General features: G+C 30.3%; 27 protein-coding genes and 3 pseudogenes. 6 read left to right on the top strand and 24 right to left on the bottom strand.

From position 1 onward, the window contains the following. Window positions 1-6: 6 nt before the first annotated feature. From atpH to aspA, 21 genes are all read right to left on the bottom strand, one after another. Window positions 7-528 carry a F0F1 ATP synthase subunit delta gene (gene atpH, locus AT682_RS00535; RefSeq protein ID WP_002883049.1) on the bottom strand — a complete coding sequence of 174 codons (522 nt, stop codon included), beginning with the start codon at window positions 526-528 and terminating at the stop codon, window positions 7-9. 2 nt (window positions 529-530) lie between these two features. Beyond that, entirely contained in the window at window positions 531-1,043 is a 513-nt protein-coding gene (locus AT682_RS00530; protein ID WP_002883050.1) for a F0F1 ATP synthase subunit B, read from the bottom strand. 10 nt (window positions 1,044-1,053) lie between these two features. Continuing rightward, complete coding sequence (locus AT682_RS00525; protein WP_002883051.1) at window positions 1,054-1,479, bottom strand: FoF1 ATP synthase subunit B'; 426 nt, start codon at window positions 1,477-1,479, stop codon at window positions 1,054-1,056. A gap of 60 nt (window positions 1,480-1,539) precedes the next feature. Beyond that, window positions 1,540-2,376, bottom strand: coding sequence for a ParB/RepB/Spo0J family partition protein (locus AT682_RS00520; protein ID WP_002851919.1), 837 nt, complete (start codon window positions 2,374-2,376; stop codon window positions 1,540-1,542). A gap of 5 nt (window positions 2,377-2,381) precedes the next feature. Continuing rightward, window positions 2,382-3,167, bottom strand: a complete 786-nt coding sequence (locus AT682_RS00515; RefSeq protein WP_002851697.1) for a ParA family protein — start codon at window positions 3,165-3,167, stop codon at window positions 2,382-2,384. After that, the gene (gene birA, locus AT682_RS00510) at window positions 3,164-3,817 is read right to left on the bottom strand and encodes a biotin--[acetyl-CoA-carboxylase] ligase (protein WP_002883052.1); all 654 of its coding nucleotides are present in this window, start codon (window positions 3,815-3,817) and stop codon (window positions 3,164-3,166) included. The genes AT682_RS00515 and birA overlap by 4 nt, the downstream gene beginning before the upstream one ends. Continuing rightward, window positions 3,780-4,697 (bottom strand): methionyl-tRNA formyltransferase, encoded by a 918-nt coding sequence (gene fmt, locus AT682_RS00505; RefSeq protein ID WP_002860586.1) that lies wholly within the window; start codon window positions 4,695-4,697, stop codon window positions 3,780-3,782. The genes birA and fmt overlap by 38 nt, the downstream gene beginning before the upstream one ends. Window positions 4,698-5,162: 465 nt before the next feature. Beyond that, complete coding sequence (locus tag AT682_RS00500; RefSeq protein ID WP_002883053.1) at window positions 5,163-6,200, bottom strand: hypothetical protein; 1,038 nt, start codon at window positions 6,198-6,200, stop codon at window positions 5,163-5,165. 24 nt (window positions 6,201-6,224) lie between these two features. After that, window positions 6,225-6,482, bottom strand: a complete 258-nt coding sequence (locus AT682_RS00495) for a hypothetical protein (protein ID WP_002883055.1) — start codon at window positions 6,480-6,482, stop codon at window positions 6,225-6,227. A 250-nt stretch (window positions 6,483-6,732) separates the two neighbouring features. After that, on the bottom strand, window positions 6,733-6,984 hold the full coding sequence (locus AT682_RS00490; protein ID WP_002883057.1) for a DUF4365 domain-containing protein: 252 nt from the start codon (window positions 6,982-6,984) through the stop codon (window positions 6,733-6,735). Then, the gene (gene proB / locus AT682_RS00485) at window positions 6,977-7,732 is read right to left on the bottom strand and encodes a glutamate 5-kinase (protein ID WP_002883058.1); all 756 of its coding nucleotides are present in this window, start codon (window positions 7,730-7,732) and stop codon (window positions 6,977-6,979) included. Before proB ends, AT682_RS00490 begins: the two co-directional genes overlap by 8 nt. Window positions 7,733-7,854: 122 nt before the next feature. Next, a complete protein-coding gene (gene obgE, locus AT682_RS00480) occupies window positions 7,855-8,892 on the bottom strand; it encodes a GTPase ObgE (protein ID WP_002860584.1) in 1,038 nt (345 codons plus the stop codon). A gap of 107 nt (window positions 8,893-8,999) precedes the next feature. Next, a complete protein-coding gene (rpmA, locus tag AT682_RS00475; protein WP_002800974.1) occupies window positions 9,000-9,254 on the bottom strand; it encodes a 50S ribosomal protein L27 in 255 nt (84 codons plus the stop codon). 10 nt (window positions 9,255-9,264) lie between these two features. Further along, window positions 9,265-9,573 (bottom strand): 50S ribosomal protein L21, encoded by a 309-nt coding sequence (gene rplU / locus AT682_RS00470; protein WP_002778820.1) that lies wholly within the window; start codon window positions 9,571-9,573, stop codon window positions 9,265-9,267. Window positions 9,574-9,731: 158 nt separating this feature from the next. Further along, entirely contained in the window at window positions 9,732-10,934 is a 1,203-nt protein-coding gene (locus tag AT682_RS00465; protein ID WP_002883059.1) for a CsgG/HfaB family protein, read from the bottom strand. A gap of 9 nt (window positions 10,935-10,943) precedes the next feature. Continuing rightward, window positions 10,944-12,281, bottom strand: coding sequence for a DUF6844 domain-containing protein (locus tag AT682_RS00460; protein ID WP_002883060.1), 1,338 nt, complete (start codon window positions 12,279-12,281; stop codon window positions 10,944-10,946). Window positions 12,282-12,363: 82 nt separating this feature from the next. Next, window positions 12,364-12,987 carry a penicillin-binding protein activator LpoB gene (gene lpoB / locus AT682_RS00455; RefSeq protein ID WP_002851945.1) on the bottom strand — a complete coding sequence of 208 codons (624 nt, stop codon included), beginning with the start codon at window positions 12,985-12,987 and terminating at the stop codon, window positions 12,364-12,366. Window positions 12,988-13,010: 23 nt separating this feature from the next. Further along, a complete protein-coding gene (locus AT682_RS00450) occupies window positions 13,011-13,379 on the bottom strand; it encodes a DUF1425 domain-containing protein (protein WP_002883062.1) in 369 nt (122 codons plus the stop codon). 9 nt (window positions 13,380-13,388) lie between these two features. Continuing rightward, complete coding sequence (locus AT682_RS00445; RefSeq protein ID WP_002883063.1) at window positions 13,389-14,750, bottom strand: COG3014 family protein; 1,362 nt, start codon at window positions 14,748-14,750, stop codon at window positions 13,389-13,391. Between the two features lie 107 nt (window positions 14,751-14,857). After that, window positions 14,858-16,195 (bottom strand): anaerobic C4-dicarboxylate transporter, encoded by a 1,338-nt coding sequence (gene dcuA, locus AT682_RS00440; RefSeq protein ID WP_002883064.1) that lies wholly within the window; start codon window positions 16,193-16,195, stop codon window positions 14,858-14,860. A gap of 16 nt (window positions 16,196-16,211) precedes the next feature. Further along, window positions 16,212-17,618, bottom strand: coding sequence for an aspartate ammonia-lyase (gene aspA, locus AT682_RS00435; protein WP_002854440.1), 1,407 nt, complete (start codon window positions 17,616-17,618; stop codon window positions 16,212-16,214). Window positions 17,619-17,888: 270 nt separating this feature from the next. On the opposite strand from aspA, the gene ung reads away from it, so the two are divergent. Together ung and AT682_RS00425 are read left to right on the top strand one after the other, a co-directional pair. Next, a complete protein-coding gene (gene ung / locus AT682_RS00430; RefSeq protein ID WP_002859767.1) occupies window positions 17,889-18,584 on the top strand; it encodes a uracil-DNA glycosylase in 696 nt (231 codons plus the stop codon). A 119-nt stretch (window positions 18,585-18,703) separates the two neighbouring features. Next, on the top strand, window positions 18,704-19,399 hold the full coding sequence (locus tag AT682_RS00425; RefSeq protein ID WP_002851706.1) for an aspartate/glutamate racemase family protein: 696 nt from the start codon (window positions 18,704-18,706) through the stop codon (window positions 19,397-19,399). A 193-nt stretch (window positions 19,400-19,592) separates the two neighbouring features. On the opposite strand, the gene cydB is transcribed toward AT682_RS00425, so the two are convergent. The 3 genes from cydB to AT682_RS00405 are packed head-to-tail and all read right to left on the bottom strand — an operon-like array spanning window position 19,593 to window position 22,513. Then, window positions 19,593-20,717, bottom strand: a complete 1,125-nt coding sequence (cydB, locus tag AT682_RS00415) for a cytochrome d ubiquinol oxidase subunit II (protein ID WP_002882254.1) — start codon at window positions 20,715-20,717, stop codon at window positions 19,593-19,595. Then, the gene (gene cydA / locus AT682_RS00410) at window positions 20,717-22,279 is read right to left on the bottom strand and encodes a cytochrome ubiquinol oxidase subunit I (protein WP_002882253.1); all 1,563 of its coding nucleotides are present in this window, start codon (window positions 22,277-22,279) and stop codon (window positions 20,717-20,719) included. The genes cydB and cydA overlap by 1 nt, the downstream gene beginning before the upstream one ends. Continuing rightward, window positions 22,280-22,513, bottom strand: a complete 234-nt coding sequence (locus tag AT682_RS00405) for a DUF4492 domain-containing protein (RefSeq protein ID WP_002851632.1) — start codon at window positions 22,511-22,513, stop codon at window positions 22,280-22,282. 112 nt (window positions 22,514-22,625) lie between these two features. On the opposite strand from AT682_RS00405, the pseudogene cdtA reads away from it, so the two are divergent. From cdtA to lctP, 4 genes and pseudogenes are all read left to right on the top strand, one after another. Beyond that, window positions 22,626-23,433 (top strand): annotated as a pseudogene (cdtA, locus tag AT682_RS00400) (cytolethal distending toxin subunit Cj-CdtA). Then, window positions 23,430-24,200: pseudogene (cdtB, locus tag AT682_RS00395) on the top strand (cytolethal distending toxin subunit B family protein); the annotation flags it as partial. The pseudogenes cdtA and cdtB, both read left to right, overlap by 4 nt. Window positions 24,201-24,203: 3 nt before the next feature. Beyond that, window positions 24,204-24,774 (top strand): annotated as a pseudogene (gene cdtC / locus AT682_RS00390) (cytolethal distending toxin subunit Cj-CdtC). 171 nt (window positions 24,775-24,945) lie between these two features. After that, complete coding sequence (lctP, locus tag AT682_RS00385; RefSeq protein WP_002882251.1) at window positions 24,946-26,628, top strand: L-lactate permease; 1,683 nt, start codon at window positions 24,946-24,948, stop codon at window positions 26,626-26,628. The last annotated feature ends 40 nt before the right edge of the window (window positions 26,629-26,668 follow it).

Here is a 26,668-nt window from a genome sequence, read left to right as displayed (position 1 = left end):
TTCTCCTTAGATAATTTTCAATATATATTCGTTTAGCTTATTTTGAAGAGCTTTCATAGAAAAAGAAAGTTCATAACCTAATTCTTCTAATTCTATTTTAACACTATCATCTTGATTGATTTTATTGTTTAGTTTAATATTTGCATCAAATTTTTTGTTAAGTTTGACTTCAAGATCTTTAAGATTTTCTTGACTTAATTTTTCTTTAGAATATACAATACCAACAAAAATATTTTCTTTAAAAGCTTTTTGTCTTTCAAGTTCTTTAACTATTTGAGGAATGCATTCTAATCTTGAATTTTCAATCAAAAGTCTTAAAAAATTTTGAAAACTAGAATTTTTAATATCAAAAAAAGAATCAAGAAATTCCATTTTTCTTTCTTTTTTAATCTCGTTAGATTCTATAATATTTTTAAATTTTGGCAAAACAAAAGCAGAATTTAAAATACACAAATTCTGATAAAAAACATTTATATCAGCTCTTGAAGCTATCGCTTTTGCATATCTTCTTGCAATTATATTTTCCATATTTAAGATACCTTCTTCATCATAAGTTCTATTATTTCACTCTGTTTTAATGTCATATTTGGATCAGAAAAAATTTCATTTAAAGTATTTGATACTAATTCTTTTTCCATTTTTCTAAATTCATAATCTTTTTGTTCCTCAAAATGTTTTTGAAGTAAATCTAACTCATCTTGAGTCTCTTTCTTAATATTTTGAACTAAAATTTCAGCTTCTTTTTTTGCTGTAACTAAAGCGGCAGTAGCACTTGCCTTAGCTTCTTCAAGTTTTTTCATCATGTCTAATTTCTTAGCTTTACTTTCTAAAAGTTTTTTTTGAATTTCATCAAGTTTAGAAGAAATTTTTACAATACGGTTTTTGTAAAAATTTTTAAATGGAGTTGCAACAAAATAATACAATATAGCCACAAAAATTAGAAAATTAATAGTCCTTGGAATAATATCATATTCTCCACTACCATTTGATGCACCAAAAGCATATAAAGGTAGTAAAAATATAATAAAGAATAACTTACTCATTTCTCTCCTCTTAAATTTTCTTTATGTTATTTTGCAAAGCTTGCTTAAGCTCAGGTAAATGTATGTTTAAATGTTCTTGCAACTCTTTTTTTTGAACGGCTAAATCTGCATAAAAACCGGCCATTTTTCTTTCTAATTCTTCTTTCTTGCTTCTAAGAATTTGCTCTGCCTCTTCTTTAGCAGCAGCTATAGCACTTTGTTTAATTTTTTGAATTTCTTCTCTAGTGTTAATATGAATAGCTTCTAATTCATCATTCACACCTAAAACTTCTTGAGAATTTTCTTTTACTTTATTCTCATCATTTTTTATAGAATCATTTCTTTCATCCATAAATTTTAAAAGCGGCTTATACAGCATACTATTTAAAATAACTATCATAGCTAAAAAAATAGCCATAGTAGCAAGCATTATGGAAGGATGCATATCTTCAAACATAATTCTCCTTGGTTAGAATTTTCGAAGGACTATTTTACCATAAAAAAGCTAAGATTTTGGTTAAAGCTTTTCAAGCATTTTGATTAATTTTTTAATTTTATCAATATTTTCTAAATGAATTACAAAATCATTATTTTTATTTTTGCAGTCAAATCCAAAGCGATTTAGTATTTGTTTTAATTTTTTTATTTCATCTTCAAATTCTTGATTAGGCAAGCTTTCATTATTTTTTATTTTTTTAACTATTTTTTCAGTATCTCTAACATTAAGTTTTTGACCTATTATACTATCAACCAACATTTTTTCATCTTTTTGATCTAAACCAACCAAAACTTTAGCATGACCCTGAGAAATTTTTCCAGAAGCAATCAACTCTTGAGTTCTAATATCTAAATTCAGAAGTCTTAAAGTATTTGTTATTTGAGTACGAGACTTATGAATAAGTTCTGCTAAATTCTCTTGAGTAATTTTATGAACTTGCATTAAATCCTTATAAGAATTAGCAAGCTCAATAGGGTTTAAATTCTCTCTTTGTATATTTTCAATAAGAGCCAATTCTCTAAGCTTATTCTCATCAATATCAGCAATAAAAGCTAGAATTTCTTTTTTTCCTAATGCTTTCACTGCTCTTAAGCGACGTTCCCCAGCAATTAAAATAAATTTATTATTTTTTTTAAATACAATAATAGGCTGAATAAGTCCAAATTCTTTGATAGAATTAGCAAGCTCATCTAAAGCTTCTTGATCAAAATTCTTTCTTGGCTGAAATGGATTGGGTGAAATTTGATCAATTTCTATCATAGTGCTTTGATTTTTATCAAAACCCAATTCTTTGCTATAAACAGTATCCATATCACTGATTAAACTACTTAAACCCCTATCTTTATTTAACCCCATTATAATTATCCTAATATAGAATACGCCAAATTTTGATAAGCAACAGAACCTGGCGATTTAATATCATAAAGAATTATAGGCTTTCCAAAACTTGGACTTTCTGCAAGTTTTACATTGCGAGGGATCACAATAAAGTCATCTTCGTTTCCATTAATAGTAAAAAGTTGTTTTTTAAAATTTTGTTTCAAATCATCTACAACATCTTTAGAAAGATTATTTTGAGAGCTATACATTGTCGGTAAAAATCCACGAACCCTGAGTTTAGAATTAATAGTTTTTTTGATAATTTTAATTGTATTTAAAACCATAGCTACACCCTCAAGCGCATAAAATTCACACTGTATAGGGATAATTACGCTATCACTTGCTGCAAAAGCATTTATAGTAATACTTCCAAGGGCGGGTGGAGAATCAATAATAATAAAATCATACTCATCAATTACTTCTTGAATTTGATTTTTAAGTAACATTTTTTTCTCATTATTTTCACCTTTAGCAAGCTCTTGTTCTATACCTACAAGACCTATATTTGAAGGAGCTAAATGAAGTTGTGGCAATTCTGTTTTTAAAATAATATCTGAAAGCTTTTTTCTTCCTATAAAAACATGGTAAATATTATACTCATAATTATTACGATTAAAACCAAGCCCTGTAGTCGCATTAGCTTGTGGATCAACATCAATCAAAAGTACTTTTTTTTCAGCCACAGCCAAAGAAGCGGCTAAATTTACTGCTGTTGTAGTCTTTCCTACTCCACCTTTTTGATTTGCTATTGTAATAATTTCGCTCATCTTAAACTATACACCCTTTTATCGCCTAGTAAAATTGAACCATCTTCGTACAAAAAAGAATTTTCAAGTGAAAAAACTTTACCTTCATGATGGACGCTACATTTTCTTGATTTTTCAAATTCTAACATATACTTGCTAAAAATATTCTTCCATAAAATTTTTTTTTCTACTTTTTGCAAAAACTCACTCACTAAATCTTTAAGCGAAATTTCTATATCGCATAAAGCTGTATTTTGGGGTGAAAATTTCAGATTTAAACCCATACCGCCTATGATAAAATTTGAAATTTTAGCACTTATAACTCCTCCAGCTTTTTTATCATCTAAATATAGATCGTTAGGCCATTTAAGCCAAATTTTAGAACCTTTTTCTTGTAAAACTTCTTTAAGTAAATAAGCAAAATAAATACTCACAGAAGCTAAAGGTAAATCTTTTGGTAAATCTTCTTCTTTAATACAAAAAGAAAGATGTAAATTTCCTTTAGAGCTTTGCCAAGAATTTTCCCTACTTCCAACTCCATTTGTTTGTTCTAAAGCATAAATAGCAAAATTTTCATCAATCTTTCCATTGCGTATTTGCTCGCATAAAAAAAGATGAGTTGAGTCTATACTTTCAACACAAACTATCTTCACTTTTAAGCCTTTTTCCATTTAAATAAGTCCTGCCATCAAGAGCTTTTTTTCCACTTTCTTGAAGTTTTTTAATACGCAAAACTCCTTGTTTGCAAGCAAGCAAAAAACTTTCTTTTTCTAATTCTAAAATTTCACCCATCTTAGCATTTTGTTTTAATTCATCCACAAGTTCAAGTTCTAAGAATTTAAGTCCATTTTCCAAGAAAACTCCAGGCCAAGGGGTGAAAGCTAGATATTTTTGATAAAGTTCTCTTGCATTTTGCAAATTTATAAGCCCATCTTCTTTTTTGATTTTTCTACAAAGTGTTGCTAGACTTTCCTCTTGTTTTTTAGGGGTGATTTTATCGAAATTTAAAAGAGTAGAGAGGATGAGCTTAGCGGCCAAATTTGCTAAAAGTTCAAAAACTTCACTTGAATTTTTATCTTTTATATCACATTCTAAGCTTTCAAGTATAGCACCTGTGTCAAGCCCTTCTTCCATGAGCATGGTGCAAACTCCACTTTTTTCATCTTTGTTTAAAATCGCACTTTGGATCGGACTGGCACCACGGTATTTTGGAAGTAAAGAAGCATGCAAATTCACACAAGGTGCTAAATCCAAAATGGCTTTAGGTAAAATTTTTCCATAGGCAGCAACCACGATAAAATCAGGATTTAAATCCTTAATCTCTCTTATAATATTTTCATCTTTTAAAGAACTTGGAGTAAAAATAGGAATACTAGGATAATTTTGACTTAAAAAAGCCTTAGTATCACTTGGAGTTAAAATTTGCTTTCTACCTACGGCTTTATCAGGCTGGGTAAAAAGTGCTACGAGTTTAAAATTTTCATTTTCTACTAGTGCTTTTAAAATACAAGTTGCGTAAGATGGAGTACCCATAAAAATAATTTTTTTCATTTTTTCGCTTTGTGTGAAATTAAAAGCCTTAATTATAACAAATTTGAATTTAAAGCTTTATTATCAAATCCAATCCAAAAAAATATTTATAATGTTATTTTGGCTTAGAATTTCAAGAAACCTTTCATATATTTCTATCATTTGTACCACTTATTTTATATTACATCGCAGATATTTTAAAAAAATAATTTACAATATATAGCTTTTGATACTCTAAATATTGGCCTTACTTGAAATATTTTAAAACTCTAAATTTTTCTAATATAAATTTCTCTTTTCATTATTCGTATTTAACTTTTTTAAACATTATCTATCTTTAATTCAATTATATACATTGGCTATAAACCCTACACCTTAATTGCTGATGAGAAGTAAGATACAAAAATATCCATTTTAATTTAGAGCATCTTTAAAAATTTATAAGGTTTTAAATATAGAAATTATGGAATTTTAAAGGAATTTAATTTATTTTTGTTTAAATTTTAAATCAATCATTTGGCTGATTTTTATTGTATTTTGTAATTTTACTACAAGTTTTGAAATTATATTAACATCGAGCATTTGTTTATTCTCTCTAATAAGTGCTATATAATTGCGTAAAATCAAATCAACCACATTGCAATTGCTTTCAAATTTAAAATTATCTTTTAAATAATTTTGAATACCTATTATTAAATTTTCTTTATTTTTTTCTCCATCAAAACTAATATTTCCTAGATTTCCATAAATATAGCATATATCTAACTTGGAACAATTTTGGATTAAAATAAGCAATCCCTCATAAAGAGAAATAAAAGCTTCATTATCAAAAAGTATATCATTATCATTTTTACAATAAGGCTGCAAACTTTCACACCTATTAAGTAAAAATTCTATATCGTTTTGCTTATAGTCTGATTTTACATATTCTTCAACCTTGAAATTTTTTATAAAATCATGAAAGGTTAAAGTCTTATTAATTTTCATAAAATTAAAAATTTTATACAAAAATCGCTCTTCGTATTTTTTTCTTTTGTAATCATAAATCACAAGTGGTATAAATTCATCAATCAACCATTTGTGCGTATCTTCTACATTAAGCAGACTTTTTTCTAGATCTAAAGAAGTAAATCTATCAAACTCCCAATAAAGACTATTCCAGACCAAAATAACATCATCTCTATAAATTTCAAAACTAATAATTAAATTTCCATGAACATTTTTTTCTTTATTTTGAAAATCCACTTGCATATTGTTACCTACAAGATAATATTGCATCTTAGCTTTTTTATTTTCATTATTTTTGATAAATAAAATCATCTTTTCCCATAAATTTTTATCAATTTTTATAAGCTTATAAGCATTTTTATATTTATAAAATTTTGGATAAAAACAAGCTTTTAAATTATTTTCTAATGTTTGCATTCTGTTATAATAAACATCAAACAATTGATCTAATCCATTTGCAAATTCTTGGCAAGTTTTTTTAGGCAAGAAAAAACTACTAAATCCTATGGTTACCATATATTTTTCTTTATCATCGCTGTCTTAAAAGGCAATCCATTCTCTTTCATTAAGATCTGCTTTATAGCCAGAAAATAATTTTTCTAAAATATAATCTTTCGAAAGTGTAAACATATTTTTATCCAAACCATCAATATTAAACATTACAAGCATAGAAAGATCTAGTCTATGTTTATAAGGTATATAAGCACTGATGTAAACATTATTTTTTAAATGAGTAAATTTATCTTTATCTATTTTAGCTTTTATAACTTGATTAAAAAATGAATCATTTTTTGGCAACTTATTTTCAATATTTTGATTTGATCTATCAATATTTGATACATGATTTATGTTTGATCTTTTTTCTAATTCATTTAAAATATCTAATTCTTTTGTAATTTCGTTTTTTAGTGGTATATTAAATGTTTTGCTTTTTTCTTATCAAAACTAGTGCTATTTTCTAACAAAACATCTAAAAATTCATAATAACACTTCTTTTTTTGAATATCGCAAGCAACTATCATAACAAGCCCACAATTGCAATAATAATTTAAAGTTTTAACTTTAAGCGTAATAGAAATTTTATCCTGTATTTTTCTTTACTTTTTAACTGAACAAAAAATGGATAAGTTAGTTTGCCATCTTTTTCATATTGTATAAGATAATCAAGACCATAATCATTTTCTCCGGGAATTTTACTTTCTATCCAATCTAGTGGAATAGAATAACTAAAAATTCTCTCACCCTTTCTTCCTGTTTGACGAGCTTTAGTTTCTTTGGGTATTTTATTTAAATCACTCAAACAAAGTTCCGCCTATTTGTTTATCTTCTAATAAAAATGTCTTTGCCACACTTAAATCAAAGCCACTTGCTAAAAACATTTTTTTATTGTGTTCAAGTAAAAATTTAGCTGCCTTAAGTTTGGTTACTATACCACCCGTTCCGTGCTCACTACCTGTTTTTATGGTTGCTTGTAGCCATTCTTCTTTAATATGAGTGATTTTTTCTAAACGCTTTGCATCACTAAATTCACTAGGATTTTTATCATAAAATCCATCAATATCGCTTAAAATCGCAAGCAAATCCGCATCAAAAAAATGCGTAGCATAAGCACTTAAGCTGTCATTATCACCAAAGACAATTTCTTCTATAGCTGTAGCGTCATTTTCATTGATAATAGGTAAAATTCCTAAATTTATCATCATATCGATAGCATTTTTTGCGTGTTTGGTAGCTTTTCTAGAATCAAAATCCTTACCTGTAAGTAAAATTTGTCCACCTAGTTTATTAAATTTGGCTAAAAGCTCGTTATAAACACTGATTAAAAAAGGTTGTCCAATAGCGGCTAAAACTTGTTTATTGATGAGATTTTTTCTATCGATATCTAGTTTGGTGTGTCCTGCTGAAATAGCCGCTGAAGTTACTAAAATTACTTCATATTTTTCCATGAGTTTAGCTAAAAATGCGACTAAATTTTTAAGACGCTCAAAACTTAAAGTGTTTTCTTCGCTAATCACATGAGAACCCACTTTAACAACTATTCTTTTCATGCTTATTCCTTGAAAAATTTTTATAATTTTAGCCAAAATTTCATATAAACTAGTTATTTTTTGAAAAAATAGGGAGTGTTTGAAATTTTTAATATAAAACACTTCCTAGATTGTTAAAATTTTTATTTGTTATTTCTTAAAGTTTTAATTTCTTCTAAAAGCATAAATTTAAGTTCTTTAAGTCCTGTTTTTTCAAGGCTTGAAACTTTGATTAAAAAGCTTTGCGGATTATTTATTTCTTTGAGATAATTTTCTAACTCATTAATGTTTAAAGCAATTTGCTCGGCAAATTCTTCTCCTAAATTAACACTATCACTTTTTGAAATCATGATGCCAAATTTACGCCCAAAAAGTTCATTGGAAAATTTTTCAAGTTCTTTTCTTAGTACTATAAATTGTTCTTTTAAAGGCATTTCTCTCATAGGATCTAGCACGAAAAGTAAAAAGCTCGTTCTTTCTATGTGCTTTAAAAAGGCAAGTCCTAAGCCTTTACCCCCACTTGCTCCTTCGATAATCCCTGGAATATCAGCCATTACAAAAGAATTATACTCATCTACATCTACGAGTCCAAGTTTTGGAGTAAGGGTGGTAAATTCATAATTTGCAATTTCAGGTTTTGCATTTGAAACAACACTTATAAGAGTAGATTTTCCTACATTTGGAAAGCCTACAAGCCCTACATCGGCAATAAGTTTAAGCTCGAGTCTGACTAAACGACTTTCTCCTTTTATACCAGGTTGTGCGTAATCGGGGCGTTGATTAGTGGCGTGTTTAAAATGAGTGTTGCCAAGTCCACCTTTTCCACCTTTTAAAAAAAGCTCTCTTTGTCCTTCTTTGGTAAGATCGAGTAAAATTTCATTAGTTTGTGCATCGATAACTTGTGTTCCTTCGGGCACTATAAGTTCTAAATTTTCACCCTTTTTGCCATTTTTATTGCGTCCCATTCCACCAGCACCATTTTGCGCACGTAATTCTCTTTTGCCTTTGAAATTTACAAGAGTGTGAGTATTATTATCACATACGAAAATAATATCGCCACCATTTCCACCATCTCCTCCATCAGGGCCACCAAGTGGAACATGTTTTTCACGGCGAAAACTTACAGCACCTTTGCCACCATCGCCTGAAGCTAAAGTAATTTTAACACTATCAATAAACATTTAAATTGCCTTTGACTTTAAATTTATAAAGCTAAATTTGAGTAAATAAAAGAAGTTAAATTTATAAATTTAAAGTTTTCAAGACGCTAAAAAAGCGTCCTAAAAACTTATGCAGGATATACAGAAACTTTTTTTCTATCTTTATCTTTTCTTTCGAATTTTACAAAACCATCAATCAAAGCAAAGATAGTATGATCTTTTCCCATACCTACATTGTTACCTGCATGAGTTGCAGTTCCTCTTTGGCGGATGATGATATTTCCAGCTCTAACAAACTCGCCACCAAATTTTTTAACACCTAAACGACGACCTATAGAATCGCGGTTATTTTGAGTTGAACCTTGACCTTTCTTGTGTGCCATTCTTTACTCCTTAAGCTTTGATATCTTTTACTACAACGCGAGTAAATTGTCTTCTGAAACCGCGTTTGAGTTTAGAATCTTTTCTGCGTCTTTTTTTGTAAATCACAACTTTTTTATCTTTTCCGTGATTGATCACTTCCAAAACAACTTTTGCACCTGCTACGAAAGGCGCACCTACCTTTAATTCTTTATCATTGATAGCAAGAACTTCGCTTACTTCAATACTTGCTTTGCTTTCAGCTTCAAAGTGATCTAGTTTTAGCTCATCGCCAACACTTACTTTGTATTGCTTTCCGCTGTGTTTGATAATAGCATACATTGCTTTTCCTTATAAATTGGTAGTACCATAAAGCACCGCAATAACGGATTTAAAAGCTTTAGTGGTTTAATAAAATTTCGATTTTACAAAATTTTTCTTTAATTTTTGATGAATTTAAGAAAGGATTTAGAGTTTGAGAAAAATCAAACTCTAAAAATTTAAAAGCCTAGATTTACTCCGCCACCTTCTTGGGTTTGATAATTTGCATCACGACCTATAGTGTAGCCATTTCCACTATTGCTACCGATTAAAGGTCTACAAATATCGCCTACTTTTACACTACCTTCTGTGATTTTTGCATAAGAAAGTTTAGGGCTTGTGCGAGTGATTTCAATACTTCCTGTTTTGCTTTCTACTCTTCCTGTATTTTCTTTTGTATAAGTATCTTTTATAACCTTCCCAAGAGCAAAACATTCATAAACATCACCTTGATTTAAGCTTTGAGAAAATACTACTTCATTGTTTTCAACGCTTGCAACTTTCAAAGGATAAATTGCATTTAAAATATCTCCTGCAATACGATTTGCAATTTGTTTGAGTGCAGCTTCATTGGCACTAAGACTATTGTCTTTAAGATTGACTTTCATACTTAAAGTATTAGAAAATTTAATTTGTCTTGTAGCAAATAAAAGCACACGATAATCTACGATAACTTCAATTTCAGTTTTGCTTTTTCCTGTTAAATTGCTTGTTTTTTGTTTACCTTCAAGTCCTGAAATAGAAAACAATAAAATATAATCAGTTGCTAACACATTTTTAAGTTTATAAACTTCATCACTAGCTGCGTCACCACTTTTGATTAAAGCTTTTTCCATTTCATAATAGCCACTAGAATCACGGTCTAAAACATTAAATTTACGACTTTGCAATAAATCAGAAATGATTTTTTGTTGTAAAGCTGAGCCTATGCCTCTTTTTGCAGCATCTGGAGTAGAATCAAAAACAGTAATACTTCTTCTATTATCTGCACTTAAACCTGGAGCTTGATACTTTTTTGTTGTTGTGGTTTTAAAAATCGTTACATTGGCTGTATATTTACCATTTGTATCTTGTTCAACACTATTGATTTCATAAGTATCGGCTCTACCTTTGGTGGCTTTTGAAATTTGCTCGCTGTAATTATCTTGTATGTTTGAACCTGAATTATCAGTTGAAACGCTAGTGTTAGATTTCTTAAGAGAATTGATGCTTACTCCGCTCATTTTTCCTATAGCCTCTATAATGGCATTGTTTATCGCATCTTCCCTAGTCAAGCCTGTGCCTTCACCTGTGCTTGATTTTGTTGAAGTTGTGGTTATAACTTTAGCATTAAGACTTAGGCTTAAAAATAAGCCTAAAAAAAGAATTTTAATTATTTTCATCTTTTACCTTTAAAAATCATCCATGCTATTTACAACATTAGAGCTTCTTTGTATGCTAGAAGATTTTTTAGCTTCATTTTTTGTTGCATTTGACTTTGAATTTAAAGCCTCATTTGTGTTAGCTAAATTTTCATAAGAATAAAATCTCACAGCTCCTACATGTTCAATACCATTTTCACTTGTATAGCTCCATTTTTTAAGAGTACGAATACCACGAATTTTACCGCTTGCGCTTGCTTTTATTTTACTATTTACTTTGTCAATAATATTTGTTATGTTTTGAGTTTGTTCTTGAGTGGAACTATCATTAACATTAATACTTTGTTTGATGATTTCCTCGTAAGTATCACCAGTTGTTCTTTCATCTTTAAGACTTAAATTTGTATTAATAAACTCTATAATAGCAGCATCAGCCATAGTAAGTGCTGTTTCTTTGGCTCTATCTTCTAAAATATTTGTTTTTTTAGCATTGCTAGGATCTGCTACATAACCCCAGTTTCCATAACTTAAAATAATAGGTGCACCATTTTCATCATAAACTAAGCGAATTCCATATTCATTTAAAAAGCCTTTTGTATCTTTTGGCAGATACTCACTTATTGCCTTGCCTTTACCCTTAATAGCACTCTGTCTTGCTAGTGCCATATCTTTTGCTAATTGGCGAGTTTTATTGGAAATAACAGCAATAACACCTACATCATACTCACCTCTTCTTTGTGTAACTATAGTTTGCACAGGAACAAGTCCACTCATAGAACCTATGGCATTTGTCATAGTTTTATTAAGAAATTCTTGCTTTAATAAAGTCTTTTTTCTGTCTTCGCTTAAAGAATTTGTATCTATACCTAAATCTTTTAATGCCTTATCAAGCTGAGCACCAGCTAATTGTGTAAGTTTATTTAAAATTTGATCAACCTTATCACCTTTTGGCAATTCATCAAATTCCTTAGCATTCGTAGAATTATCTGCTTCATAATTTTGAATCCTGCTTGTAGCAATTCTTCCAAAAGCATCTCTTATAAATTCGCTTTGCAAATTTAACATTGCTTTTTGATAAGCATTTTGTAAAGCTTGTGCAAATTGTGGATCAGTATCATTTACAGCAACAGTACTTTTTCCTGTATAAAAAGTTTTTCCATCTTTGGTTATACCATATTCTATACCGAAATTATCCGCAAATTCTTCAAAAAAACCTTCAATTGATTTTGGGGTAATATCCTTAGTACTTGCGTCAGACATTTCATTTTGAGTATTTATATCTTGTTGTGTAATTTCTACAGGCTGGGAACCTTGTGCATAAAGTAAACTTGCCATAACTAAAGAGCCGATAAATAATATTTTTTTCATTTCGTATCCTTTTAAAAATCATAAAAAAAGCCCAAGCTAAACACTTGAGCTAAAAAATTTTATTCATAAATTAATTTTTATTTTACCAAGTAACTGATTTACTAGAACCGGTTTTATCAATAGTTTGTTCATCTTCCCAATAAACTAAACCTGATGTTAAATCAGTAAGTCTTAGTAAGAAAAAGTATTCTACTTGAGTTTTACCATTGCTAAGTTTTACATTATCTTGTCTAATTTTACCCGCAAGAGAAAAATCAGGCGATACCAATGTCCCTTTTTTTGCTATGGTTTTTTGATTAAACTCATCATTATCTCTTAATTCTCTTACATCTTCACTCATGCTATCAAGTGCTCCGCCTGCAGCAACTGCTGAAGTTAGAACAAATTTACCTGATTTTCTTAATGCAGAAGTGATTTTTGCGGTGAGTTTTTCAGTATCGATTCTTTGCGGGGTATCATTCACAACCCTACCAATAGCAATAACCTTTCTTGTACCTGGTTTAATATTTGCAAAAGCAGGATCGCTTAACATACTATTTATCATAGTTTCAGCTGCACTTTCAAAATCTTGTCTATCAAGACCCAAAGTTAAAGCATCGCCTTTTTTCACCTGACTTGCCTTTCCATCTGTATAAGCTGTTTGCGCACAACCACTAAAAAGCAAAGCTCCAATAAGAGCTGTTCCTAAAATTTTTGTTTTTTTCATGATTTATCCTTCCTAAAATGAGATTAATTTTTTGCTTTAATTTCTAATCTAAAATCCTTCGCTCTTATATCAGATGCAAGTTTACGAAGAATCACCTCTTGTCCTGCTGGAATTCTAAGAGCTTGATAGTCCTCATTTAAAACATCTCTTAGCACAAAACCATCTTTATCTAACCAATCCACTTTATAAATTAAATCTTTAGCAAAAGTACTGCGTAAAATCACTTCAAATTCTAAATAACCATTGCTATTTATACGCTTTTGAAATTGTTTTACTAAACTTTTTGGTAAATTTAAACCTAAAATTACAGTATTTTGATTTGAATTTATTTGATAACTTGGTGCACAAGCACTAAGTAAAAACATTAAAATAAATAAAATAATTTTTTTCATCTTTTAGCCTTATTTTTCCATGATAGCAACACTTGCGGGTAAATACGGAGCAAAAGAACGCACTATCACAAGAGCATTTTTATTTTTATCCAATGATTTTTGAAACAAAATATTACCTTGTGGATCTTTGATTTCTAAATTTCCGTCGTTTTCTATTGTTGCTATGGCAATACTTTTTGGTAAACCTCTCCAAGAACGCACATCAGCTTTATTGGTTGCAGCAGTTGCTACTGCTGTTGCAAGACTTAGCCATCCACCTGTAGAGTCATTATTTGCAACAGCTACATTTAAAGTGGTTTTAATTATAGTTTGAGCTAAGGCTTTAGCAATCATTGCAGGCATATTTATTTTAAATTCAGTAGCGACAATATTGTCTAAATCTACAAAATCATTTGTATTTTGACCATTTATATTTAAATTTACAAAAGAAGCTTCCCTTTTTTTCAAGGTTTGTAAAGCAATATTTGTGCTAATAATTTTTTTATCCACTATAAAAGGTAAGGTTAAAGCAAATTCATCCTTAACTACACCAAATCCATTTTCATAAACTACAAAAACATATTTTTTAGCTTTTTTGACTTTTATTTTTGTGGCATATTCTTTAAAAATTTTAGCCTCTTTTTTGATAGTTTTATTTTTTGGATAAATAATAGCTACTTCTCTAAATAAATCTGCAGCTTTTCTATAATCTTTATCCATAAAGAAAAATATTGAAGCAAGATAAGTCGCATAAGGATTTATGAAATTTTTTGTTGTATCAAATTCTTTAAATAAGTTGTCATATTGCTCTTCTATAACTTTTGAATTTTCATTCATATTTTTATCATAATTTTTATCTTCTTTTGCCTTATCTAAATCAGCACGATTTTTTTCAATTTCTTTAGCAAAATATTCTTTTGCCTTATCTTGACGCATTAAAGCACGATTAAACTCAACTCTTGCATTTTCATAATCATCTTCTTCCATATAGTTTAGAGCTTTATATATATTAACCATAATTCTTTCATATAAAGAACCATCATAATCTACTATAGTATCATTAAGCAAGGTTGTACCAACAAATTTAGTTGCTTTAGAGCCTACATTTTCTAAATCCACATCATATTTATAAGATTCTTCCGCAGCATCAAAAAATACATTACTTTTGTTAAAATCACCACAATTTCTAGCAATCAAACCTGCATTTAATCCTGTATAAATGACATCATCATTTTTTTTAATTTTTTCTAAATTTTGATTGAAAAAATCATCACCACAATATTTTTGTGTTAAAGCATTTTCAAATGTTGTATTTTGTTTAACCTGATTAACACAAGCTGTTAAAAAAAGGCAAACAATACCTGAAAAAATCAACCCAACTTTTATCTTCATTAAATTCCTTTCTTAAAGAAAATTAAAAATGAATATTATAGCGTAGTATATACTTAAAAACTAATGAAAAAATTTTAACCCTAGGAGAGAAAAACCTAGGGTTTGATTTAAATAAGCATAGGAGCTAATACAAAGCCTAATGCTACAGCAATTGCAATAGCTAAAACTCCTGGTACAAAGAAAGAGTGATTAAATATAAATTTACCAATTCTAGTCGTTCCTGTATCATCCATTTGCACAGCACCAAGTAAGGTTGGATAAGTTGGAAGCACAAAAAGTGCCGAAACTGCTGCAAAACAAGCTACAAGCATATAAGAATCATGCGGATTTGCTGCTGAAATTCCTAAAGCGGTGATAATTACAGGTACAATGGCCTTTGCGGTTGCTGCTTGAGAATATAAAAGCATGCTTGCAAAGAAAAATGCAACTGCTAACATAGCAGGGGTTTGTTTAACCCAGTCGCCTGCTACTTCTTTAATAGAAGCTTCGTGTCCTGCAACAAAAGTATTTCCAAGCCATGCTACACCAAAAACGCAAACACAAGCAGTCATACCACTTTTAAATACACTGGTATCAAGAATTTTACCTGGTTCAACTTTACAAAGCCAAGTGATCAAAGTTGCTGCAGTAAGTAAAAAGCTCATAATAGCTGCATCTCTTGGAACCACAACAGGATCAATCCATTTAATATTGCTTGAAATTGCGGTTGCATAAAGTACAACTGCCAAAACAGTGATCAAAAAAATTCCTACTGAAAGTTTAGCACCCGGTTTATCTTCACCATGTAAAATAGCTCCTGCATCTTTAACAAGTCCTGCTTTTAAGCGTTCTTGATAAACGCTATCTTTGCTTAAATCCATAGGAGTGATTAAACTCACTATAAAAGCTGTAAGCATACAAGCTATAAAAGTTGTACTGATCCAAATTCCAATTAAAGTTGGATAATTCCATCCAAGTGGCTCTAAAACGCCGCTCATATAAACCACAGCTGCACTCACAGGAGAAGCAGTGATTCCAATTTGCGAAGAAACAACCATTAATGAAAGTGGAACACTAGGTTTTATATTTTGAGATTTTGCAACATCAACTACAACAGGCATTAAAGAAAATACTGCATTTCCTGTTCCTGCTAAGATTGTAAGCAACCATCCACAAGCTGGAGCTAAATAATTTATAAATTTAGGGCTTGATCTTAAAATTTTTTCTGTCACCCTTACCATATAATCAAGTCCACCTGCTTGTTGCATAGCAGAAATTGCTGCAATAGCTGCAGCAATAATTAAAATAACATCCCAAGGAATATTACCAGGTTTCATACCTAAAACAAGTCCTAGTATAACTACACCTAATCCTCCAGCATAACCTATAGCAATGCCGCCTAGGCGAATACCGATAAAAATCGCCCCAAGAAGGACGATTACTTGCAAAATTATCATTATATCCATATTAAATCCTAAAATGCTATTTTTTAGCTTCCATGTGAGGATTTAGCATATTTGATGGAGTTAAAATTTCATCAATTTGTTCTTTACTTAAAAGCCCTCTTTCAAGCGCAATATCAGCCACTCTTTTTCCAGTGTTCATTGCCTCTTTAGCTATAGAAGCTGAATTTTCATAACCAATATAAGGATTTAAAGCTGTTACTATACCTACTGAATTATAGACGAAGTCTGAACAAATTTTTTCATTTGCAGTAATACCATCTATACATTTATCAGCTAAAGTATACATTGCTTTTTCTAGCATTACAATAGAATTAAATAAGCTATACGCTGCAACTGGTTCAAAAACATTAAGTTGTAATTGTCCACCCTCACAAGCAAAAGTTACAGTTACATCTGCTCCAATAACAAAATAACAAACTTGATTAACTACTTCAGGAATAACAGGATTTACCTTACCTGGCATGATAGAACTACCTGGTTGCATTTTTGGAAGATTAATCTCATTAAGACCACATTTTGGACCACTGCTTAAAAGTCTTAAGTCATTACATACTTTAGAAAGTTTTGTTGCAACACGTTTTAAAACACCTGAAATTTGTACATAAGCTCCCGTATCTTGAGTCGCCTCGATCAAATCCTCAGCCACAGTATATTCAAAACCTGTCACTTCTCTTATTTTTCTTTCTACAACCTTCGGATAATCAGGATGAGAATTAATTCCCGTTCCAATAGCAGTTCCACCCAAATTGATCTCTAAAATTAATTTTCTAGCTTCTAATACTCTTTGTATATCTTCGCCTATCATTACAGCAAAAGTTTTAAATTCACGACCTAAAGTCATAGGTACAGCATCTTGCAGTTGGGTTCTACCCATTTTAAGAACATCTTTAAATTCTTCAGCTTTTCTCTCATAAGCTTTTTTTAGATGTTCCATAGCTTTTGCCAAATCGCTTAAATAATCATGCAAGGCAAGGTGTAAAGCTGTAGGATAAGCATCATTAGTACTTTGACTTAAATTAACATGATCATTTGGATGAAGATATTGGTATTCACCTTTTTTATGACCCATAAGTTCAAGTCCTATGTTTGCTATAACTTCATTAGCATTCATATTTGTACTTGTTCCAGCACCTCCTTGGATCATATCTACTACAAATTGATCATAATATCCGCCTTCTAAAATTTTATCGCACGCTTTAATAATCGCATCTTGGATATTTTTATCCAAAAGACCTAATTCATGATTTGCCATAGCTGCAGCTTTTTTTACTCTAGCCAAAGCTCTAACAAAGCGAGGAAAATCTTTTAATCTATCATGAGAAATATCAAAATTTTCAACAGCTCTAAAAGTTTGCACTCCATAATAAACCTCATCAGAGATTTCTAATTCCCCAATAAAATCATGTTCTTTTCTTGTTCCCATTTTGAACCTTTCATAAAAGTATTTTAATTTAAAATCAAAAATTTTTGATTTAAATCATAAAATAATGATATTGCATTTTTAGTTAATAATTGGTTAATAATAAAACTACTTTCAAATACAATAAATTAAGTATTTTTATATCCTATTATGTCTTTATATTTAATTTTTATTAATATAAAAAATTTTATTTACTTCAAAAAAAATTAATATATTTTTGCAAGCTTTTTTGTTAGAATAAAATTTTTAATAATTTAAATAATTAGGGATAATATGGAAGAAATTACAATAAACATAGATAAGATTAAAATAAATGATGACTGGAAAGAATTTTTAAGAGACGAATTTCAAAAAAAATATTTTCTAGAAATCAAAAAACAATACCTAAATGCGATTAATCAAAATATAGTTATTTATCCGCCTGCAAATTTAATCTTTAATGCTTTTAATTTATGTCCTTTAAAAGAAATTAAAATTATTATCCTAGGACAAGATCCTTATCATCAACCAAATCAAGCAATGGGGCTTAGTTTTTCGGTTCCAAAAAATGTAAAAATCCCACCAAGTCTTAATAATATTTTTAAAGAATTGCAAAATGATTTAAACATCACTCCAGCAAAAAGCGGAGATTTAAGCTCTTGGGCAAAACAAGGAGTTTTGCTCTTAAATTCTATTCTTAGCGTTGAAGCAAATAAAGCAGCTAGCCATAGTTCGTGGGGTTGGCAAGAATTTAGTGATGCTATAATACATAAATTAAGTAATGAAAAATCAGGGCTTGTTTTTATGCTTTGGGGAAATTACGCAAAAAACAAGGAGATTTTGATTGATAATACTAAGCATTTGATTTTAAAAGCAGCTCACCCAAGCCCTTTAGCTAGAACAGGATTTTTAGGTTGTAAGCATTTTTCAAAGGCTAATGAATTTTTAAAAAAAGTTGGTAAAATTCCTATAGATTGGAAAATAGTTTAAAAAATTATTTTAAACTTTAATAAAAATATTAAAATATATTTATTTATTTAAAAATAAATCATATTTCTATGAAATATATTGTAATAAAACGACTCAAAAATTAATTCTTAAGGAGAAAAATGAAAACCATTGGTATTATAGGCGGAATGAGTTTTGAAAGCACTATTACTTATTATAAAACAATAAATCAAGCTATAAATGATAAATTAAAATCTTTAAATTCTGCAAAAATTTTACTTTACAGTGTTAATTTTGAAGAAATAGAAAATTTACAAAGCCAAGATAAATGGCAAGAAGCTGCACAAATTTTGACTCAATGTGCTAAAAAATTAGAACTTGCAGGGGCTAATTTTATAATAATTGCAACTAATACTATGCATAAGGTTTTTGATGAAATTCAACAAAATATAAATATCCCTATTTTACATATTGCAAAAAGTTCTGCTAAGGCTTTAAAACAAGAAAACATACAAAAAATTGGTTTATTGGGTACTAAATACACAATGACGCAGGATTTTTATAAAAAAATGCTGATTGAAGAAAATATTAGCGTTATTACTCCTAGTGATGAAGATATAAAAATCGTTAATGATATCATTTTTAATGAGCTTTGCAAAGGTGAAATCAAGCAAGATTCTAAAGAAAAATATTTAAATATTATAAAAAAACTACAAGAAAAAGGGGCAAAAGGAGTGCTTTTAGCTTGCACTGAAATTGGTTTATTAATATCCAAAAATGATACAAATATCAAAATTTTTGACACAAGCCTTATTCACGCCCTTGATGCTGCTAATGAAGCTTTAAAAGATTTATGATTAAAAGATGCCCAAAAATGGGCAAATTGCAATATTTTGAAAAGATTTATACTTATATCGGTTTAAATCTTATCTTGCTTTATAGTTTGCTATCTTTTTCTAATTGATTGATATTTAGCATTATAAATTTATAGCTTAGATAAATTACTAAAGGCCAAGCCAATAAAAACAAAGCATGTAACATTTTTTCTCCTTAATATGCGTGATCATCATTTGCGATTTCTTCGCGTGTGATTTTTACTTTATCCATTGCATTCCAAACATAGATAATATAAGCTAAAACAAAAGATACAAGTAAAGACACATAAGCCATGACGCTTAGAGTATAATAGCTTGAACTTGCATTTTTTAAAGTTAAAGAACTTTGCAAATCACTTAAAGATGGGTAAAAAGCACTTTGACCTAAACCAATGCTTGATAATAAAGCAAAAACTGTTAAAACCGTTCCAAGTCCTAGGGTAAAAATAGCTTTAGAGCAACCTTTTGCTCCTTGAACCATACCTAAAAGCACTAAAATCACACCGATAGCAAGCAAGATAGCAAAAATCATTTGATTTAAGAAATTATATAAATACAAATTCGCACTCATGCTTACAACTCCATTTACATCTACACTAAAACCATCTTTTAAGAAAATCCACGCTAAAAAACCTAAGAAAAAAGGTAAAAACAAAATGCTATTGATCATAAGTTTTTTCATAGCTCTTATTTTGATATTCTCATCATTGATATTGTTTATAAAATACGCTGCGCCTAAAAGCCTTGCTAAAAATACTAAAGCTAAGCCTAAGAGATAATTAAAAGGATTAAGTAAAAGTTCTAAGCCGTGCAAAGGATTTTGCCAAGAAACAAAATTATGCTCATTTAAGATAAATTCAGAACCGCTAAAAAAGCTACTTAAGGCAACTCCGATTAAAAATACCCCTAAATATCCATTGATTTTAAGAAAAATTTCATAGGTTTTAGAGCCATAAACATTATTTTCTTTTTTACGATACTCATAAGCCACAGCTTGTAAAATAAAACAAAATAAAATACAAAGCCAAGCCCAATAAGCTCCGCCAAAACTTGTACTATAAAAAAGTGGAAAAGCTGCAAAAGCTGCTCCGCCAAAAAGTACGAGAGTTGTAAAACCAAGCTCCCATTTACGCCCTAAAGAATTGATTAGCATGGTTTTTTCAAGCTCATCCTTGCTAAGCTCATCGATTAAAGTCTGTCCACCTTGGACAAAAAACATAAAAACTAAAAGTCCGCCGAGCAAACTTAAAATCAACCACCAATAAATTTGCAAACCTTCAAGTTCTAAACCAAAAAACATTATTTTTCTCCTTTGCCCATAAGTGGAGTATGTCCTACATGTGCGTCAAAACCTTTTTTAATCTGAGCAAGTATGATTTTAACTTCTGCAATCAATAAGGCTGTAAAAAGCACTGCAAAAATCCAAAATGAAATTTGAACATTGACTTTTCCAAGTTGTGTTGCTGCGATATGTACAGGAAGTAAGTCTTGAATTGCCCAAGGTTGTCTGCCTACTTCAGCAACGATCCAACCTGCTTCAGCGGCGATATAACCCAATGGAATGGATAATAAACACACCCAAAGTACTTTTCTAAATTTCTCAATATCATTTGCCATAGTAAGATAAAGTGTAACGATGAAAAGCAAAAAGAAAAAACTTCCTAAAGCAACCATGATATGAAAGCTATAAAAAGTTAAAGCCACAGGCGGAATAGTATCGCTTGGTTTTTCTAAATATCCATAACCAAAATCTTTAAAATGAGTTTCTAAAATGGATTTGTGATTTGCCATAGCTATTGTATCATTGTTTTCTTTAGCAAGTTTATAGTCTTTTAGAGCTTGTATAGCGATTTTTCCTCTATCGATACGATTTTGCATAGGTTCTATACCTTTGCTTTCATTTCCATAGATCAAATCTTCAATTCCTGGAACAAAAGAATTTGGATCACGGTTTCCTAGTATAGAAAGAGCGTAAGGTATAGTAATGTCAAATAAAAACACACTTTCGTTATTATCTATGGTTTTTTTAGGGTTTAAAATTCCAAAAGGCACAAGCCCTGCACGATGTTCGCCTTGATAAACCCCTTCCATAGCTGCAAGTTTCATAGGTTGAGTTTGAGTTACACGATAAGCACTTTCATCTCCACTGAAAAATAAAAAGATTGAACAAACCAAACCAAAACTAGCTCCTACAACTAAGCTTTTTTTAGCCTCGATAATATGGCGTCCCTTTAACATAAACCAAGCTGAAATTCCCATTACAAATAAAGCTGAAATCACATAACCACTGCCTATGGTATGTAAAAATTTTGAAATAGCTACAGGAGAAAGCGCTACTTCAAAAAAGTTTTGCATTTCATTTCTTGCTGTATCAGGGTTAAAGCTCATTCCTACAGGATATTGCATCCAACCATTTGCCACTAAAATCCAAAAAGCAGAAAGATTGCTTCCTATAGCCACACACCAAGTTGAAAGCAAGTGAAAACCCTTACTTACTTTATCCCAGCCAAAAAACATAACTGCAAAAAAAGTAGCCTCTAAGAAAAATGCCATAATACCTTCAACCGCTAAAGGTGCGCCAAAAATATCACCCACAAACCAGCTATAATTTGCCCAGTTTGTTCCAAATTCAAATTCCATTATAATGCCTGTAGCTACACCGATAGCAAAATTTATGGCAAATAATGAAAGCCAAAATTTGGTGATTTTTTTCCATCTTTCATTTTTAGTTTTTACATAGATGGTTTCCATGATAGCAATCATAAAAGACAAGCCTAAGGTTAAAGGCACAAACAAAAAATGATAAAGTGCAGTTAAGGCAAACTGCGCTCTTGACCAATCAACGCTACTAAGTTCGTTCATTTATTTTCCTTCGAGTGTAAGATTTTTGAGTACAAAAGTGCTTTTTTCTTTGTCGCTTTTAAAAATAGAATTAAAATTTACATCAAAAACAAAAAGTTTTAAAATCACAAACATAACAAAAAGTTTGATAAAGATAATTTTCCAAAGGGTCTTTCCAAGAGTTAAATTTTTAAAACCTTCTTTGTAAAAATTAAAAATTTGAGAGATGCTAAAATATAAGTGTTTAAGATACATGTAAATTCTACCTTTAAAAACAACAAAATAAAACATTTTTAAAAAGCGGAAAATTATAATGAAATTTATGTTATTATTTTCTTAAAAATTTCAATACATATCAAGGTTTTTAATGCAAAAAATTATAGTTTTTATTTTATGTTGTTTTATGACTTTTTTTCTTTAAATGCATGTTCTTCTAAATTTGAAAATGTAAATCCTTTGGGGCATTCATTTGGAGAATTTGAAGATACTGATCCTTTAAAACTAGGACTTGAACCTACTTTTCCTACCAATCAAGAAATTCCAAGTTTAATTAGCGGTGCTGATTTAGTACCTATTATTCCTATTACCCCACCTTTAACTAGAACAAGCAATAGTGCCAACAATAATGCAGTAAATGGGATCAATCCTCGCTTTAAAGACGAAGCTTTTAATGATGTTTTAATTTTTGAAAATCGCCCTGCGGTTTCTGATTTTTTAACCATTTTAGGCCCTAGCGGAGCAGCTTTAACGGTTTGGGCTTTAGCACAAGGAAATTGATTTGGGGCTATACTTTAATCGATAGTAAAGGATTTGGCGATGCTAGAGTTTGGCAACTTTTGCTTTATCCTAATGATTTTACAATGATTAAAAATGCCAAAACCAATACTTGTCTTAATGCTTATGGCAATGGAATTGTCCATTATCCTTGCGATGCAAGCAATCACGCACAAATGTGGAAATTTATCCCTATGAGCAACACAGCAGTTCAAATTAAAAATTTAGGAAATGGAAAATGCATACAAGCACCTATTACAAATCTTTATGGTGATTTTCACAAGGTTTTTAAAATTTTTACCGTAGAGTGTGCAAAAAAAGATAATTTTGATCAACAATGGTTTTTAACTACTCCACCTTTTACCGCAAAACCTTTATATCGCCAAGGAGAGGTACGATGAAAAAAATTATATGTTTATTTTTATCTTTTAACCTTACTTTTGCAAATTTAGAAAATTTTAATGTTGGCACTTGGAATTTGCAAGGCTCATCCGCAGCCACAGAAAGCAAATGGAGTGTTAGCGTAAGACAACTTGTAAGTGGAGCAAACCCCTTAGATATCTTAATGATACAAGAAGCAGAAACTTTACCAAGAACAGCCACTCCAACAGGACGCCATGTGTACAAGGTGGAACACCTATTGATGAATATGAGTGGAATTTGGGAACTCTTTCAAGGCCTGATAGGGTTTTTATTATTCTCGCGTTGATGTAGGAGCTAATCGTGAAATTTAGCTATAGTTTCAAGAACACAGGCTGAAGAAGTGATTGTTTTACCTCCACCTACTACAGTTTCAAGACCCATTATAGGAATTCGCAATGGAAATGATGCTTTTTTCAATATCCATGCTTTAGCCAATGGAGGAACAGATGTAGAAGCAATTATCACAGCCGTAGATACACATTTTGCAAATATGTCTCAAGTTAACTGGATGATAGCAGAGGATTTTAACCGTGATCCTTCTACTATAACAAGTACAGCGGATAGAGAATTAGCAAATAGAATTAGAGTGGTTTTTCCAACTAGTGCAACTCAAGCAAGCGGAAGAACTCTTGATTATGCAATTATAGGAAATTCAAATAGACAACAAACCTATACTCCACCGCCTTTAGCTGCGATTTTAATGCTTGCAAGTTTAAGATCATTTTCAGTAAATTTTAGGACATTTAATATGAAAAAAATTATTACTTTGTTTTTTATGTTTATAACTTTAACCTTTGCAACTCCTACTGGAGATTTGAAAGATTTTACCGAAATGGTTTCTATAAGAAGTTTGGAAACGGGAATTTTTTTAAGCGCCTTTAGGGATACCTCAAAAGATCCTATTGATCAAAATTTGGAATATTAAAGAAATTGTTTTAAGCGATGAGTTAAAACAAAAAGATAAATTAGCTGATGAACTTCCTTTTGGTTATGTGCAATTTATAAATCCAAAGGAAAGCGATCTTTGTTTGGCCATCTTAAAAGATGGAACCTTTGGAGCAAAATCTTGTCAAGATGATCTAAAAGATGGTAAATTAGAAACTGTATTTTCTATAATGCCAACAACAACTTCAGCTGTGCAAATTCGTTCTTTAGTTTTAGAATCTGATGAATGTATAGTAACTTTTTTGAATCCAAATATTCCTATACAAAAACGCTTTGGAATAGCCCCTTGCACCTTAGATCCTAATTTTTTTGCTGAAGTAAATGAACTAATGATTATAACCCCACCTTTAACAGCTGCTACCCCTTTAGAATAAGATTTTTATCTTGTTCTATTTTTATATTTATTTAATATTTATGATATTACTAAAATACACAAAATAATTAATAATAATACAATGTAATTTACTTTACTCTATAATTTTTTTATTTTAATGTAATTTTTTGTTACAATAAATTTATACATAATAATTATCAAGGAGGAAAAATTGGAACAAATTTTAACATGGCAACAAATTTATGACCCTTTTTCAAACATTTGGCTAAGTGCTTTAGTGGCATTTTTACCTATACTATGTTTTTTAGTTTGTTTGGTTGTTTTAAAACTTAAAGGCTATCAAGCAGGTTTTTTAACTGTTATACTTGCTACTTTGGTAGCTTTATTTGCCTATAAAATGCCTTGGAATTTAGTGGGTGCAAGTTTTATTCAAGGCTTTACAAATGGTATGTGGCCTATAGCTTGGATTATCATCGCGGCAATCTTTCTTTACAAACTTTCTATCAAGTCAGGTTCTTTTGAAATCATTAAAAAAAGCGTGATGAGCATTACTCCAGATCATAGAATTCAAGTGATTTTAATAGGTTTTTGTTTTGGTTCATTTTTAGAGGGTGCTATAGGTTTTGGTGGCCCTGTGGCTATAACCGCTGCACTTTTAGTAGGACTTGGCTTGCGTCCTTTACAAGCTGCAGGGCTTTGTCTTATCGCAAATACCGCTCCTGTTGCTTTTGGTGCGGTGGGAATTCCTATTATTGCTATGGCAAATCTTGTCGGCATAGAACAGCATTCAGTTTCTGCCATGGTAGGTAGAATGCTAGTTCCTTTAAGCCTTACTATACCTTTTTTCATAGTTTTTTTAATGGATGGATTTAAAGGCGTTAAAGAAACTTTTCCAGCTATTTTAGTTGCGGCGCTAAGTTTTACAACTACTCAATTTTTAAGCTCAAATCACTTAGGAGCGGAATTGCCTGATATTATTTCAGCTGTAGTTTCTTTAGCGGTTACAACTATATTTTTAAAATTTTGGAAACCAAAAAATATTTTTAGATTTGACAATGAAAGCAATTTCACTCAAGATAACACCTTAAGTTTTAATCAAATTTTAAAAGCTTGGTCACCTTTTATTTTACTCATTGTTTGTATTATCATTTGGACACAACCTTGGTTTAAAGCTCTCTTTGATAAGGACGGAATTTTAAGCTATACAAGTATTACTTTACAATTTAGCAATATCACAGCTGGAATTTTAAGCCCTTCTATCACAGGCATAGGAGAAGCTAAGCCTTTATCTTTGGCCTTGAGTGTAGATTTAATCAATGGAAAAACCGTAGCTCAAGCAGGAACAGCGATTTTACTTGCCGCTTTTCTAACTATAGCTATTTTAAAAATCAAAGCCGAAGATGCTGCAGAATGCTTTTGGGTTACCTTAAAAGAAATGGCTATACCTTGTATTACCATAGGTTTGGTTGTGGCTTTTGCTTTTATTTCTAAAAATAGCGGTATGAGCACTACCTTAGGGCTTGCTTTTGCACACACAGGTAATGCTTTTTCTTTCTTTTCACCAATCATTGGTTGGATAGGGGTATTTTTAACAGGCTCTGATACAAGTGCTAATTTACTTTTTGGAACCTTGCAACAAGTAAGCGCTCAAAAACTAGGTATTAGTGAAGCTTTATTTTTAGCGGCTAATTCAGTAGGCGGAGTCGTTGGAAAGATGATCAGTCCGCAAAGCATTGCTATAGCTTGCGCGGCGGTTGGACTTGTAGGAAAAGAATCTGATCTTTTCAAATTCACATTAAAATATTCTGTAGCTTTTATTGTTTTAATAGGAATTTGGACTTGCATTATAGCTTTTTTCTTACAAGGAATCATCCCTGAAGTTATAGTGAAATAATTAAAAATTTAAGTTTTATTTCAACAAATATTCGTTTTTA

It is taken from the genome of Campylobacter jejuni, from assembly GCF_001457695.1.
Taxonomy (GTDB): domain Bacteria; phylum Campylobacterota; class Campylobacteria; order Campylobacterales; family Campylobacteraceae; genus Campylobacter_D; species Campylobacter_D jejuni.
The sequence above is the reverse complement of the archived record's forward strand: the minus strand, read 5'-3'. Positions and strand labels throughout refer to the sequence as shown.

Bases quoted from the DNA above. Each gene is read 5' to 3' on its own strand.
- AT682_RS00530 (WP_002883050.1), bottom strand. From the start codon at position 1,043: ATGAGTAAGTTATTCTTTATTATATTTTTACTACCTTTATATGCTTTT.
- birA (WP_002883052.1), bottom strand. From the start codon at position 3,817: ATGGAAAAAGGCTTAAAAGTGAAGATAGTTTGTGTTGAAAGTATAGAC.
- aspA (WP_002854440.1), bottom strand. From the start codon at position 17,618: ATGGGAACAAGAAAAGAACATGATTTTATTGGGGAATTAGAAATCTCT.
- AT682_RS00445 (WP_002883063.1), bottom strand. From the start codon at position 14,750: ATGAAGATAAAAGTTGGGTTGATTTTTTCAGGTATTGTTTGCCTTTTT.
- AT682_RS00450 (WP_002883062.1), bottom strand. From the start codon at position 13,379: ATGAAAAAAATTATTTTATTTATTTTAATGTTTTTACTTAGTGCTTGT.
- rpmA (WP_002800974.1), bottom strand. From the start codon at position 9,254: ATGGCACACAAGAAAGGTCAAGGTTCAACTCAAAATAACCGCGATTCT.
- fmt (WP_002860586.1), bottom strand. From the start codon at position 4,697: ATGAAAAAAATTATTTTTATGGGTACTCCATCTTACGCAACTTGTATT.
- cydA (WP_002882253.1), bottom strand. From the start codon at position 22,279: ATGAACGAACTTAGTAGCGTTGATTGGTCAAGAGCGCAGTTTGCCTTA.
- lpoB (WP_002851945.1), bottom strand. From the start codon at position 12,987: ATGAAAAAAACAAAAATTTTAGGAACAGCTCTTATTGGAGCTTTGCTT.
- AT682_RS00500 (WP_002883053.1), bottom strand. From the start codon at position 6,200: ATGGTAACCATAGGATTTAGTAGTTTTTTCTTGCCTAAAAAAACTTGC.
- AT682_RS00465 (WP_002883059.1), bottom strand. From the start codon at position 10,934: ATGAAAATAATTAAAATTCTTTTTTTAGGCTTATTTTTAAGCCTAAGT.
- AT682_RS00520 (WP_002851919.1), bottom strand. From the start codon at position 2,376: ATGGGGTTAAATAAAGATAGGGGTTTAAGTAGTTTAATCAGTGATATG.
- atpH (WP_002883049.1), bottom strand. From the start codon at position 528: ATGGAAAATATAATTGCAAGAAGATATGCAAAAGCGATAGCTTCAAGA.
- cydB (WP_002882254.1), bottom strand. From the start codon at position 20,717: ATGTTTTTTGGTTTAGAACTTGAAGGTTTGCAAATTTATTGGTGGTTG.
- AT682_RS00525 (WP_002883051.1), bottom strand. From the start codon at position 1,479: ATGTTTGAAGATATGCATCCTTCCATAATGCTTGCTACTATGGCTATT.
- rplU (WP_002778820.1), bottom strand. From the start codon at position 9,573: ATGTATGCTATTATCAAACACAGCGGAAAGCAATACAAAGTAAGTGTT.
- AT682_RS00460 (WP_002883060.1), bottom strand. From the start codon at position 12,281: ATGAAAAAAATATTATTTATCGGCTCTTTAGTTATGGCAAGTTTACTT.
- obgE (WP_002860584.1), bottom strand. From the start codon at position 8,892: ATGTTTATTGATAGTGTTAAAATTACTTTAGCTTCAGGCGATGGTGGC.
- ung (WP_002859767.1), top strand. From the start codon at position 17,889: ATGGAAGAAATTACAATAAACATAGATAAGATTAAAATAAATGATGAC.
- AT682_RS00515 (WP_002851697.1), bottom strand. From the start codon at position 3,167: ATGAGCGAAATTATTACAATAGCAAATCAAAAAGGTGGAGTAGGAAAG.
- proB (WP_002883058.1), bottom strand. From the start codon at position 7,732: ATGAAAAGAATAGTTGTTAAAGTGGGTTCTCATGTGATTAGCGAAGAA.
- AT682_RS00425 (WP_002851706.1), top strand. From the start codon at position 18,704: ATGAAAACCATTGGTATTATAGGCGGAATGAGTTTTGAAAGCACTATT.
- AT682_RS00405 (WP_002851632.1), bottom strand. From the start codon at position 22,513: ATGTATCTTAAACACTTATATTTTAGCATCTCTCAAATTTTTAATTTT.
- dcuA (WP_002883064.1), bottom strand. From the start codon at position 16,195: ATGGATATAATGATAATTTTGCAAGTAATCGTCCTTCTTGGGGCGATT.